This is a genomic window from Caballeronia zhejiangensis (assembly GCF_000698575.1).
Lineage (GTDB): Bacteria > Pseudomonadota > Gammaproteobacteria > Burkholderiales > Burkholderiaceae > Caballeronia > Caballeronia zhejiangensis.
In genome coordinates, this window is the sequence record NZ_JFHD01000027.1 from 71,638 (window position 1) to 84,262 (window position 12,625).

The 12,625-nt window shown below is 60.4% G+C and carries 12 protein-coding genes; 9 read left to right on the forward strand and 3 right to left on the reverse strand.

Annotation, left to right across the window (positions count from 1 at the left end):
* Nucleotides 1-185 precede the first annotated feature (185 nt).
* The 9 genes from BG60_RS37195 (at nucleotide 186) to BG60_RS26505 (ending at nucleotide 7,030) form a co-directional block, all read left to right on the forward strand.
* Nucleotides 186-587: a hypothetical protein gene (locus BG60_RS37195; RefSeq protein WP_075583559.1), complete on the forward strand. Its 402-nt coding sequence runs from the start codon at nucleotides 186-188 to the stop codon at nucleotides 585-587.
* A 1-nt stretch (nucleotide 588) separates the two neighbouring features.
* Complete coding sequence (locus tag BG60_RS26470) at nucleotides 589-1,449, forward strand: TrbL/VirB6 family protein (protein ID WP_014194532.1); 861 nt, start codon at nucleotides 589-591, stop codon at nucleotides 1,447-1,449.
* The gene (locus tag BG60_RS26475) at nucleotides 1,446-2,123 is read left to right on the forward strand and encodes a VirB8 family type IV secretion system protein (RefSeq protein ID WP_014194533.1); all 678 of its coding nucleotides are present in this window, start codon (nucleotides 1,446-1,448) and stop codon (nucleotides 2,121-2,123) included. Before BG60_RS26470 ends, BG60_RS26475 begins: the two co-directional genes overlap by 4 nt.
* A 25-nt stretch (nucleotides 2,124-2,148) precedes the next feature.
* Nucleotides 2,149-2,940 carry a TrbG/VirB9 family P-type conjugative transfer protein gene (locus tag BG60_RS26480; protein WP_014194534.1) on the forward strand — a complete coding sequence of 264 codons (792 nt, stop codon included), beginning with the start codon at nucleotides 2,149-2,151 and terminating at the stop codon, nucleotides 2,938-2,940.
* Between the two features lies 1 nt (nucleotide 2,941).
* The gene (locus BG60_RS26485; RefSeq protein ID WP_034473316.1) at nucleotides 2,942-4,165 is read left to right on the forward strand and encodes a TrbI/VirB10 family protein; all 1,224 of its coding nucleotides are present in this window, start codon (nucleotides 2,942-2,944) and stop codon (nucleotides 4,163-4,165) included.
* Between the two features lie 9 nt (nucleotides 4,166-4,174).
* A complete protein-coding gene (gene virB11, locus BG60_RS26490; protein ID WP_014194536.1) occupies nucleotides 4,175-5,197 on the forward strand; it encodes a P-type DNA transfer ATPase VirB11 in 1,023 nt (340 codons plus the stop codon).
* 1 nt (nucleotide 5,198) lies between these two features.
* On the forward strand, nucleotides 5,199-6,104 hold the full coding sequence (locus tag BG60_RS26495; RefSeq protein WP_241484893.1) for a lytic transglycosylase domain-containing protein: 906 nt from the start codon (nucleotides 5,199-5,201) through the stop codon (nucleotides 6,102-6,104).
* A 44-nt stretch (nucleotides 6,105-6,148) separates the two neighbouring features.
* Nucleotides 6,149-6,736, forward strand: a complete 588-nt coding sequence (locus BG60_RS26500) for a hypothetical protein (RefSeq protein ID WP_014194538.1) — start codon at nucleotides 6,149-6,151, stop codon at nucleotides 6,734-6,736.
* Nucleotides 6,737-6,841: 105 nt separating this feature from the next.
* On the forward strand, nucleotides 6,842-7,030 hold the full coding sequence (locus BG60_RS26505) for a hypothetical protein (protein ID WP_014194539.1): 189 nt from the start codon (nucleotides 6,842-6,844) through the stop codon (nucleotides 7,028-7,030).
* 94 nt (nucleotides 7,031-7,124) lie between these two features.
* Here BG60_RS26505 and mobF read toward each other — a convergent pair whose 3' ends face one another.
* The 3 genes from mobF to BG60_RS26520 all read right to left on the reverse strand — a co-directional run bounded on the left by mobF (nucleotide 7,125) and on the right by BG60_RS26520 (nucleotide 12,347).
* Nucleotides 7,125-10,193 (reverse strand): MobF family relaxase, encoded by a 3,069-nt coding sequence (mobF, locus tag BG60_RS26510; RefSeq protein ID WP_034473318.1) that lies wholly within the window; start codon nucleotides 10,191-10,193, stop codon nucleotides 7,125-7,127.
* A gap of 13 nt (nucleotides 10,194-10,206) precedes the next feature.
* Nucleotides 10,207-11,808, reverse strand: coding sequence for a type IV secretion system DNA-binding domain-containing protein (locus BG60_RS26515; protein WP_014194541.1), 1,602 nt, complete (start codon nucleotides 11,806-11,808; stop codon nucleotides 10,207-10,209).
* 143 nt (nucleotides 11,809-11,951) lie between these two features.
* Nucleotides 11,952-12,347, reverse strand: a complete 396-nt coding sequence (locus BG60_RS26520) for a hypothetical protein (protein ID WP_014194542.1) — start codon at nucleotides 12,345-12,347, stop codon at nucleotides 11,952-11,954.
* Between the last annotated feature and the right edge of the window lie 278 nt (nucleotides 12,348-12,625).

A 12,625-nucleotide genomic window follows, 5' to 3' on the forward strand; every position in this document is an offset into this window, starting at 1 on the left:
CCTTCCCGTCTTCATTCTTCTTTGCCCAACGATGAAGGTTGCGAAGAAGGGATGGCGCTTGGTCGCCGTGCTATTTGTCATATCCCTCATGAGCGGGTGCGCAAACTCGTCGAACAAGTTTGACAAGTCGCCATGCGCCTGCAACTTCCAGCCGATCAACACGGGTAGCTACGGGAGCAAAACGAATGCGTAACCTTCATTGGATGCTCGTTTCGGGGGCCGCCGTGGTCATCGCAATTGGCGGGGCCGTTTATTACTTTTTCCCGATGCAGCCAGCGGATCAGGCTGCAACACTTCCTAACGAAACCCGATCACCGTCGAACGATAGTCGCATGCTCGTGGTGCCGGCCGGTAACCCCTTGTTGACCGCCGATGCAAATCAGTTTGGTAGGTGGGTTCCCTCGTATCCGATTCGATGTGGCGAAATCGTCTTCGAAAGGGGCAACTCTAAAGCGCCGAATTTTTCGTTCTGCATCGGCGAAATAAGAAAGCGTGTCACCACGGCGACGGGTTATCAATTAAATCATGATGACGTGGTGGACTCTCGCGTCGCGGCGCATTGGCACGAAATTACGGGAGCCAAATAGCATGGCCGACATGTCCTTACAAGGCTTGGTCGGTGCAGCAGACGGCGTTACCCAGTCATTCTTGTCGCAAACGTATCCGGCCATTGCGGGGGCGATCTCAGCGCCGATCTACTTCGCAGCCGTGCTCTACTGGGCCCTGTTTGGTTACAAAGTATACGCGGGGTACGCCTCGATCCAGTGGAGAGACCTCTTGGCGAAAGCCGTCATGACCGTAGCTGTTTTTGGGACGCTCAATTGGGGCGGCCTGGCGCAGGCGCTCTATTCTGCGTTCGTGTCGTTTATGGAGGGCGCAGCTGCAACGGTCATGGCCGGCAAGCCAACGGCGCAAATGCTGGACGCACTCTGGAATAACGTGGAAGCAGTGTCAGAGCGGCTTCGCTCTGTCGACTTTTATCAGTTCGCGATGATCTGCGACGGCATTCTCTTGTTCGTCATGAACTGCGTTCTGTTCGTCCTCGCACTCGTGTACATGACGATAGCCAAGTTTGGACTCGCGATCACGATGGTGCTCTGCCCGCTGTTTATCGGCTTTCTCATGTTTCCCGAAACGCGGCAATGGTTCATCAATTGGGTGAGCAAGATGCTGACCTTCTGCTTGATGTACATCCTCGTGATTGCGATCGTTCGCTTCGGCTTCCTCGCGTTTGGTGACGCTATCGACACAGCGGGCAAGGTGGCGCAATCCGATGGATTGGCGACCAGCGAGCAAACTGCGCAGCTCGTCATCGTGGAAGGCGTGTTGATCTTGTTCATGTTGGGAGTCAGAGGCTGGGCGTCTGCGTTGGCGGGAGGAGCGTCGTCGTCCACAGGCGCCCTGGTGATGGTCGCCCGCATGGTGCTCGCGAAAGGAGCAGGGAAATGAAATCTCTCGGAAAAGGGACCTTCGCGGGCGACGAGTCGACGCGCCGTACGCAGCTGGGCGGCTCGAACAAGCTCAAACAGGAGCGCAACCGTGCGTACCTTTTCATCGGATTGCTGCTGTTCGTAATCGGCGGCATGGCAAGCGCAATCACCGTGCTCGCCAACATTCACACCGTCATTCCTGTTGTCTCGGTGCTCGACGCGAATGGTCACGTTGTGAAACAACAGGTTGTCAACAAGGAAGCGATATCCGGGCAGGAGAGCTTCGTTCAGAGCCAGGTGTACGACTTCATCATGTACTGCAACACGTTCGACCCGGACTGGCGGCAGCGCTTCGCTGATCTGTGTCGGCTGCATTCGACGCAATCGATCGCCACTCAGTATGACGCGGAAACCAGCGCCGACAACGCGAACAACCCCTACTACCAACTCGGCCAGGGTGGCCGTCGCTACCCGAAGATCACCGGCATTACGTCGCTCGGCAAGGATGCCTATCAGGTTTCGTTCCAATCAATTACGGAGAAGCCGGGCAGCCCGCCGAAGATCGACTACTACACGGCGCTCGTCCGTTACACCTTCACGTTTAAACCGCTCGCATTGGGCGACCGCTGGGAAAACGCCCTTGGTTACGCCACAACCGCATATCGAAAGGATCAAGAGCTGAGCCGCCAGTAACACGCTCCGCGCGAGGAATCAGACCATGAACTTCAAAGCCGTCAGCATTGCTTTCGCCGTCATCGGTGGCACGACGATCTCGTTGATTCCTGCGCCAGCACTCGCGGCCAAATTGCCACACCCGCTTGTGACAGATGATCGAGTCAAGCAGGTGCCGTATGACCCGAATCAGGTATACGAGGTGGTCGGCACGTATGGTTACCAAACCTCCATCGAGTTTGCCAACGACGAGACGGTCAAGGTCGTCACGCTGGGTGACTCGATTGCCTGGCAGACGGTGCCTTACCAAAATCGCCTGTTCATCAAACCGGTCGAGCCGAATGCGGCGACGAACCTGACCGTCATTACCGATAAGCGCACCTATTACTTCAAGCTCACCAGCTCGAAGGCACGCACGACGCAGACGTTTCTCGTGCGCTTCATCTACCCGAACTCGAACGTGAACGGCTACGCAGGCACCAGCCGCTCGGACGCAAACACGAGTAGTGGGATTGATCCTGCGCGGCTGAACATTGACTACGGCGTGTCGGGCGACAAAACCGCGATTCCACTAAAACGCGCCTTTGATGATGGGCAGTTCACCTACTTCCTGTTCGACCATAACGCTGAGATTCCGTCGTTCTATACCGTGGGCCCAGATGGCACAGAGTCCGCCGTAAGTCCGCGCAGGGAAGGCCCGTACATGGTCGTCAAGCGCACGGCGAGCCTCTTTACGCTGCGTAACGGCAATGCCTACCTGTGCGTGCAAAACAACGCGAATCCTTATCGACGCGCTGAGGTAAGCGCCGCTTCAGCGCGAAACGCTGAGGGGCATTGATATGGTAAATCCGAACGGCAACGCTCCCGATGACCGCGAAGCGGCCGTTCGAGAGTGGGAAAAGCAGGCGAATGCCTCAATGGTGGCCGACAACCGCAAGAAACGGCTCGGCGGCGTTGCCATCGCCACGATCGCGGCGGCCGCCATCGCGGTGGTGTGGCTTGTTAAGCATAGTGGCAATGACGCAGTCAAGTCGGCGGCCGGCAGCGATATTTCGATCCCGGATCGCAAGCCCGTGCCAAAACTCAAAGATCAGGAGCCGGCGAGTGTTCGGGCGGCGGGGTCCGCACCGGCCGCAACACCGGCGAGCGCCGTGCAGGCCGATGACCCGATGAAGGCTCAGCGCGAGCAGATGGAAATGCAGCGTCGCGAGCAAGCGCGGCGCTTACTGGAAGCTCGCATGAAGTCGGCCATCATCCCGCCAAACAGCACGAATCAGGCGGCGGGCGGCCAGCCGCAAGCCGGGTCAGACATGGGCGGTCAGCCGCGACAGAACGCCGGGATGCTCGGGGGTGGCTTGGGCGACCAGGGCCCGCAAGATGCCAATTCGCGCTTCGCACGCGCGGTGAGCGGTAACGGCGTCCCGATAAACACGGCGAGCCGGATCGACAATCTCCCGTACAAGGTCTTGCAGGGCGAGTTCATCGAGGCGGTACTGGAGCCTCGTGCGATCTCCGATCTGCCGGGCCAGTTGTGCGCACTCATACAACGCGATGTTTACGGCGCACAAGGCCGGCTTAAGCTAATTCCATGGGGCTCGCGCGTGTGCGGCACATACAACGCGGAGCTACGCAAAGGCCAAGATCGCCTGTTCGTCGTGTGGAACACGCTGCGTCGGCCGGACGGCGTACAGGTGGCAATCGACAGCCCCGGCGGCGACCAGCTCGGGACGGCGGGTATGGGCGGTATCGTCGATACGCATTTTGCCGAGATCTTTGGCATGTCGGCGTTGCTGTCGGTCATCGGTGCAGGCGCATCGAATGTGGGGGTGGGTTCGGGTGATCAATACAACTCCGCCTCGCAATACCGGCAGTCGGTGCAGCAGGCCGCGGCGCAGTCCTCACAACAAGTGCTTTCGCCCTACATCAACATCCAACCGACAGTCACGGTGCCAGCAGGCTCCCGTGTCCGCATCTACGTGAACAAGGATGTGGACTTCACCTCCATTTACAAGGATGAGATCGACGCGGCGAAGCACGGCGACGGTGTGACGTTCATTCAGTGAGGGGCACCCATGTCGCAGATTGCCTCCTTCCGGGCCAAGCTCTCGTTGCTGGCCAACTATCTTGATGACAAGCAAGTCACCGAGATCCAGGTCAATAAGCCCGGAGAGCTGTGGCTCCGAAGGAAAGACGCTTACTACGCAGAGAGAGTCCAAGTGCCGGGACTGACGTACCAACTGCTGTCGTCGCTGGCCGACGTCACCGCCTCTTTCAAGAGCCTCGAAGTCGACCGGGAAAGTCCGATTCTCTCGGCCGAAATCCCAGTGAATCTTGATGACGACATTCCCGATTTCGAGCGCGGAACATATCGGGCCGAGATGATCCTGCCGCCTGTCGTGCCGGAAGGGACGATCGCGATGACGATTCGTAAACAGTCGCTTGTTCGGATGAGTCTGCCGAAGTACCAGGAACAGGGCGCGTTCCGATTCGTGAATGGCGACGTGATCGAGGAACCCTACTCCGATGCACGACTACAGGAGATGTATCGGTCAAAGCAATGGGACGAGTTCTTGCGCGGCGCGGTCGTGGCGCATAAGAACATCGTCATTTCGGCCGGGACGTATTGTGGCAAAACGACATGCCTTAATGCGTTGGTACAGGAAATACCCGCGCACGAACGCATCGTCACGATCGAAGATTCTCGGGAAATCGAGCCGGCGCAACCGAACTGCGTCCGACTTTCCTATGCCCGTCATCAAGCATCGGGACAAGCGGCCGTGACGCCTACCACCTTGCTTCGCTCCTGCATGCGGCTCACGCCTGACCGGGTCATTATGGGCGAGATTCGGGGCCAGGAAGCAGTCGAGTTCATGAATATGCTCAACACGGGCCACAAAGGATCGCTCACGACAATTCACACGGATTCACCGGCCGAGATGTACGATCGTTTTGGGGAACTGATGGACGGCCACACGTCGATGACGCGCGAGCAGATCATTGAGCGCGTTAAAAGGCGTATTGACGTCGTTGTGCAGTGGAAATACACCGAGCGCAATGGCCGCTACATATCGGAGATCCTCTATGCGGGCGCGTGACATGGTAGCGGTGTTCGCAGCGGCCGGGCTGTTGGTCGCGATTCCTCCCTCCGCCTGCGCCCAAACGTCTGCGCCTCCCCTGCCCTTTAGCAAGCTGGCCGCCGAGTGCGCCCCGGGCGTTCATCCAACCACACTCAAGGGCGTTGTGAGCACCGAGTCGGGGGGCAATCCCTACGCGATTGGTGTCGTGGGCGGCCGGCTCGAGCGTCAGCCGCGCAACTTGACGGAAGCCGTCGCGACGGCCCGTGAGCTCGAGCGACAGGGGTTCAATTTCTCGATGGGGCTCGGCCAGGTCAATCGCTACAACCTTGCGAAGTACGGCGAGCGCTACGAGACAGTATTCGAGCCGTGCCGCAACCTCAAGGCCGGCAGCGCGATTCTCAAAGATTGCTACCAGCGTGCAAGAGCGCGGATTCCCGTGGATCAGCAAGCCTTGCGCGCTGCGTTCAGTTGCTACTACTCGGGCAACTTTACGCGGGGTTTCAAGCCGGATGGCGTCGGTCAACGGAGCTACGTGCAGAAGGTTGTCGCGAACGCGACAGAAATAGCAGAGCCAATTCCCGTTGTGCCGGCGGTGATACCGAATAGCGCAGATGCCAGCGTTACCGTTCGACCGGCAGGGATCTCCAAACCAGCGAAGTCCGCGGCAGCGCCGTCGCAATGGGTGTTTTTTGCAGATGATCGAAAACAGGATGGCCAAGCTTCCGAACCGCCCTCTGCCGACGCCGCCAGAGAGTCGGCGGTCAAGGTGAAGCTCGCAACGCCGACGGATGGCCCGGCGGCCGCGGCGACTTCCGCTCGTCCTGTCGCCGCGCCGGCCCGCCGTGAGGCGCGTCCCATATCCGACCAGCGGGCGCCGTCATCGACTACGCAACAAGCTGCGCCATTCGTGCAGTTTGTGGATTGACGTTTCTCTCGCATATGAGAAAAGCGCTTTCAGGAGAAGAAGCGATGAAAGATGTCCTCGTTGCCTTGTTCATTATCAGCGCGTCCCTGTCGGCGCACGCGTCGGACTACGGATGCAAGGTGCTGCTATGCCTGGCGAACCCTGCATCAAATGGCGGCCCTAAAGGCGTCGGCGAATGCGTGCCCCCCATCGACCAGCTCTATCACGATCTCGGCCGAGGGCGGCCGTTCCCGACGTGCGATCGTGCTGACGGCAATGATGGTTCGAGCTACGCCCATCAAGTCTCTGACCCCTACGACCCTTGCCCGGCGACGCTGCGACCCGCCGAGCATGGCGCGTATGTCGTGCAGGGACAGAGGAGATCGGGCGGAAATAAGCCGGGATGGTGGGGAGGTGACGGGTCCTACACACTGAGCGAGCCACCGCAAGTGTCTGAGTCGCCCAGTAACTACAGCTATACCTCGGGGGCTAGGGCGTGTGTCGGTCAATCGATTGGTTCGTACACCGCGGGCAGCTATGAAGAGAGCTACACCGTAAACGTGTTTGACAAAGTGGTCTGGCAGCCCGCGCAGAATCCGCGCGCCATCGACGTGTTTATCGACAATACGCGGCAGCAGCGCGTGCGTTGGTAGTGGCGCTCAACCGCCGATCAATGACGAGTTTCGCCGCATGCGTTGCTGACCGAACAACAGAAGGCCGACGCATCGCGCGGCCTACTCACAAAAGGAGCACCTTCGATGACCCGACCGTTCCTTGTCTGTCTTGCTGATGTGATCGCCCTCTTTGTGGTCACTTATCTGCTGCTGTCTTTTGCGACGACGGTATTGATTCGCTTGGCCAGCTGGCCGGAGCCGAACCGTTGGATTGCGATTTTCGTGGTTGGTGCCGTTGCGATAATCTGCGCACCGGATCTCGCGGCAGCTTGACGACGTGGTAGGGATACCATTTAACCGATCGAAGGATTAGCGGACGCTGCCCAAGACGGCCTTCCGTAAGTGGTTGTTCGTTGCGGAAAGAAACTTAGCTGAAGCGACCGTAGTCCGTGGGCTTGCAGCCGTTGGCTGGCTGCCTGCGTTGGGCTTCGAGCGGTTGGCGCTGCACCGCTTGCGAGCCCTCTGCTGCGCCCTTCGGCTGCATGCCGCCTCCGCGGCGTTTCAGTTCGCGTTCGCGCTGGATCGCCAGCGCCGTCGTCTTGTCGAAGCGGCGCGCAATAGCGGCGGGTAGCGCTTTGACCGAATCCGTGTAGACGCGTGCCTCGTACCGCGCGCGGCTGATGGCGACGTAGTATAAGTTCATCGACGTCGTGCGACTCTTGGTATCGAGCGCGATTAGCGTGCGGTCGTTCGTTAGCCCCTGCGAACTGTGGACAGTGGAGGCATAGGCGTGCTCGAGGTGAAGCGGCCGGTGGGTCGGCAACTCGAGCGACCGGACCGGCCGGCCGTCCCGCTGCTCGACCGACTCGAGCCGGACGATGCCGCTGACGCCACTGACGCCCCAAACAACGCCGGCGACACGCATACGGTCGCCGTTTGTGAGGTCGCGATCGGCATCGTTGCGGTTAATCCGCACAATGTCGCCGACAGACAGCTCGGCGCGCTCCAGTCGGTAGACGCTGAGCTGCGTCACTTTGCGTGGATTGATCGTCGCAGTGGTGCCATCCTGCCGCGCCAAAACGAGCGCATTGCCGGGCAACGCCTCCTTGACGCGGTACATCTCGCCTCGCATCAGCCCGGCTTTTTGATAGTCCTTCTCCGGCTGGATGACCATGCCCGACTGATAGCTTGGCGCAAACCGGCGCTGCGCCTGCGTCAAGTCCACACGTGTCAACGTATCAAACTCACGCCCGTTGCCAGCCAGTGCCAATGACTCGCGCACCATTCGATTGATCTCGCGGCGCGCCTCGTTGGTGCCGGCGACGATCAGCGTGCCGCGGCGCTCAGCTTCGGTGAGAGCGACAAAGTCGTTCACGATCGCACGGTGCCGCTCTGTCGGCTCTTTCAGTTCCTCAACGTGTTTGAGATGGGCGAGCGACTGCGCGACGTGGCCTTCGGCCGCGTGCCCAACGGCCGTCTTCAGTTCATGATCTTTTTGACGCTGGATTTCGCTGATGCGCGTGGTCTGCATGCCATCGTATTGAAGCTGGGCGAACGGCTTGCCGGCTTCAATGGCCTCGGTCTGTTTGGTGTCGCCGATCAAGACCATGCGCGCGCCGGCCCGCTCAACCGTGCGCATGAGCTGCTCCATCTGGCGAGCGCCGACGACGCCCGACTCGTCAAGAACGATGATCGTCTTGCAGTCGACGGGCTTCTCCTTGGACCAAAGAAAGCTCGCGAGCGTGTGCGCTTCCAGCCCCTCGTTCTTAAGCGCTTTGACCTGATTTCCATAAGGGGCGAGCGCGACCGTGCGATAGCCTTCGCTGACGGCCGACGCCTGCTTGATGAGGGTGACAGCCTGATTGACGGTATAGGTTTTCCCGGTGCCGGCGTCGCCCTGGATACCCACGAATCGATTGCTCGTGGCGACGATCGTTTCCACCGCTGAACGCTGACCGGTGTTCAGCGTAGAGTGTTCGAGCGCGGTCCGGACGGCGGCGGCCGTCAAAATCGGCGCGACCGCTCCGCGTCCGGTGCGCTCGATGGCGAGAACCGCCTTCTCACGGGCAAGCGCCTGTTGCGTCGTGTAACGCTTCTCGGCCGGCACGAGTGAGCCTTGCTTGATCGCGTTGGTGACGTACTGCTGCGTCTGCTTGTTCGACCAGGACTTCAGCTCCTGCAGATAGCTTTTCCAACCGGCGACCGAGAGCGCGGGCCCGTCCTTCCGATCCGCCATCCGATACGCGGGGACCGCCTCGATCAGCGCCCCCCGTCCGACCAGGCGTTTGATTTCCGCGCGCACGCCGTCCGGACCGGCCAATCCGACTGAGCGGCGTAATGCCGTCGCCGTCAGCGCGCTCTCACGGACAACGGCCTCACGCTCGGTCAGGTGATTGATGGCGTACTGCACGACCGCCTGCGCGGGCGTCAGACCCGCCGGCAAACTCGTTGCGGCGACGCGATCGTGCTCGCCGGCCTCGGCGTTGTTCCCGCCGCGGGCGTCGATGCTGTTGCTCAACCTGCTGCCCGCCCCGTCGCCCGTCTTGCCGCCGTCTACTCGCCCTCGGCGCTTTCGCCCGCCGCTCGCCTCATACGTCCGTCCGTCGAGATGCGAGTGCGGGCCGTAGTCGATGCCGAGTTCGCGGCTTTTCTCAACCCAGTATTGCTTGACGATCTCGCGATCGGATTCGTCCTTGCGCGGCCGGGTGGCAAGCGCGATCACCTGTTTTTCGAGCGTGGTTGCGCTCGCCCGCGTCTTACCCTCGATCGCAAGGGCTTCTTCGATCACGCGGCTACGGGCGGAAAACGCCTCGATCTGGTCGCGGCTGACATGGGCTAGTTCGAAGTTACCCTTATCGTCGACGAGTCGGATCGAGTAGCCAATCGCCTGGAGGCCCGTCGCCAGCTCGGCCTTATAGATTGCATCGACCTCGTGCTGTACCCGAAAGATGTCCTCGTTCGAGAGCGCCCGCCATGCACCGTCGGCGCGCCGCGTCATGTTCATCACGACCGAATGCGTGTGCAGTTGCGGATCTTTCGCCCGACTCATCTCGTGCCGAAACTTGGCGATGACCATGTTGCCGGTGCGCTCGCGGTAGCTTTTGCCCTTGATCTTCTTGCGAGCCTCGGCGAGTTGCTCGACCTGTTCGAGCGCGCGGGTCACGGCGCAGTCGTGCGCAGCTATCACTTCACGGTCGCCGGCCACGAGCGCTTGCATCGAGACCGATTTTGGCGCCGAGAACGTGAGGTCGAGCCCCATGCGCTTTTTGTTGTCGATCGGGTCGAACGTCGTCTGGATGCGCTCGCCGTTGGGAAGCTGGCCGTCCAAGAGGCGCGAGAGCTGCGCCTGTTCAATTGGCCCGGTGAGCCCGAGGTGTCGCGCGCCCTCACCCTGCCACTCGCCGGGGTTTTCCTTCGCGTAATAGTCATCGGCGGCTGAGAAATAATGCGCGGCCGCGTACTGGTTGTTGCCGCGAATGGGCGTCACGTTGAGCATGGCCGCGCCTCCATCACTTGACCTCGATTGCCGCGGCTCGACGCGGATACTTGACGTAGGGCAGCTTGATTTTGGCGATGGGGAAATCCTCGCCAAACATGACGTAGCCTTCCAGATCCTTCAGGAACGAAATTTCCGAATCCATCACGACGGGTTCCGGCGGGCTCGTGACAAGGTTGCGGCTACGCCCTCCCCCGCCGCCACCGCCTGCATTCGTCGTGATCTGAATTCGCTCGACCTGATGCTTGCCCAGAATCTCGCTCGCCTTATCAGTATTGAGTGCGTTCGACCCGCCGAAAATGAGGTAATTGCGAAAGCACCCGAGCAAGGTGCGCGCGGCGTCCCGGCCGTAGGTTTCGTCCAGTTGCGCCCAGTCCTGAATTGAGGCCGCCATGCGCAGACCGTGTTTCCGTCCTTTCGTCGCGGCCGGCACGAAGGATTCGAGCTTGCCGAGCGACTCCAGCTCGTCGAGGAAAAGCCAAAGCCGGCGGGCGAGCGGCGCTGCGCTTTCCGGGATGCTCATGATGGTGGCGCAGATCGTGTCGATCCACGTCGCCACGAGCGGACGCTGCGTTGTGCGCATGTCCTCGCGCCACGTGATGAACAGGTTGCCCGCGTTTGGGTCATGCACCCACTTGTAGAGCGAGAATTCGCCCTTGGACATGAACCGAAGCGGCCGCACATACTTGTTCATCATGAACTGGATCGAGGCGACGGCCTTCTCCGCGTTCTCGCGGAAATACCCCTGCGAGTCGGTATTCGCGAGGAACGCTTGAATCACCTCGCCATCCTCGCGCACGAGGAGATTGACCAACGCGTCCTGGTCTGGGTTGTTCGTTTCGACCAGCTTGCGCATGGTGTCGGCGAGCACGTCGCGCGTATACGCGCACCACTGCTCGTCGGTTGGATCAAGCTGCGGGGGGATGATACTTCGCGCCATTCGGTCGAAGTCATGTACGCCCCGGATCTCGTTGAAGAGGGTCCAGCCAGCTGAACGTTGGTCAAACGGGTTGAGAATCGTGTCGCCAGGAAAGCTGAACTTCGAATAGAACGTGCCGTTCGGATCCACCACGGCCATCTTGTCGCGGCGCTTCACGGCCGATGCGATCATGCTTTCCATCGCGACCGATTTACCTGCGCCGATGGTCGCGCAAATCAGCGTATTCCGATTCTCAAGGTGTAGCGGCATGGGCATTCGGCCGACCATGATGGGCGGCAAGTCTGCCGCCCCCGGGTTTCGCCCCATCTTCGCTGTCCTCTTACGCTCGGCGCGGAGGCGGCGATTTTCCCGTCGGTTCGCGGCTTTGACCTGATGCTTGACACGGTGCCAGTTCGCCATGCGTGCGCCGCGCAGCCACCGGTGATACCGTGCGCCGCGGAATCCGTCGTCGCCATACTCGTGCAGCAAATACGCGGTCGTGGCCGCAAGGCCGAGACCGAGCACGACCCCACTTGCAATAAGGGGGCTGTGCGGGGTCACATGCAGCGCAGCGGTGAGCGCTTCCGGGAGCGGGCGCAGCGGGACGTTCGCGACATACGCGCCGGCGAGCCAGCCGGCAACGGGTAAGCTGATGCCAAAGAGCAGCGTGGCGTTCTCGGCTTCATGTTTCTGCATCGCCTACTCCCTCGCCGTGCCTATGGCTGCGTCGCATCGCCGGGCTAGCCACTTGGCCAACGTCTGTGCGTCGCGCAGCCAGTAGCTCGTGCTTGACGCGTCGAGGGCGGCGTAAATTTCGGCGTCGATGGTCGGTTCTGACATCACGGATCCTCCGTAAAACGGGCGATCAGGGAAGCGAGTTCCGGAGATGAGGCGGCGAGCAATTCCGCCGGCATACCGGCCTTTTCGCATGCGACGACCAACTCGTTGAACTCGCCGGTTGTCGCCTTCTTGCGCATCAGAAAGATCAGCATTGCCAGCAACGCTTGCGCCGTTTTTTGGCTACGCTCAATCTCGGCCAGTCGGCCAACAAGTTCTTGGTGCTCGGCCCACGCCTCCACGCTGTCGCGGGCGGCTTCACGCTGACTCTCGCGACTCAATGCCTTGTCGCGGATGTATTTCGACAGGTGCTTGCAGCCCGCCAGTGCGGCGGCCTCCTCAACCCTGCGGCGATCTTCCTCCGCGAACCAGACCGGGATGGATTTGCCTGTGCTCATGCGCAATCGCCTAGCACCAAGAACTTAGAATAACTCATTCTTCTGACCTATAGTATTGTCTATAGGTATCAAGTTAGCAGACACATAGCTCTCCTGCAAATTCCTATAAAAACGCTATAGGGAGAATCTAGTGTCATACGCCGTATAAGCACGAGGAAATCGAGCTTCTGCACCCCGTTAGGGGGTGCGTATTGTGTATCGAGATTTCTGGCCTGTTAAGGACAGGGATCTCGAGGGGTTAAGGGCGTGAAAACCATCTAGCCCGAAGGGCGTAGGCG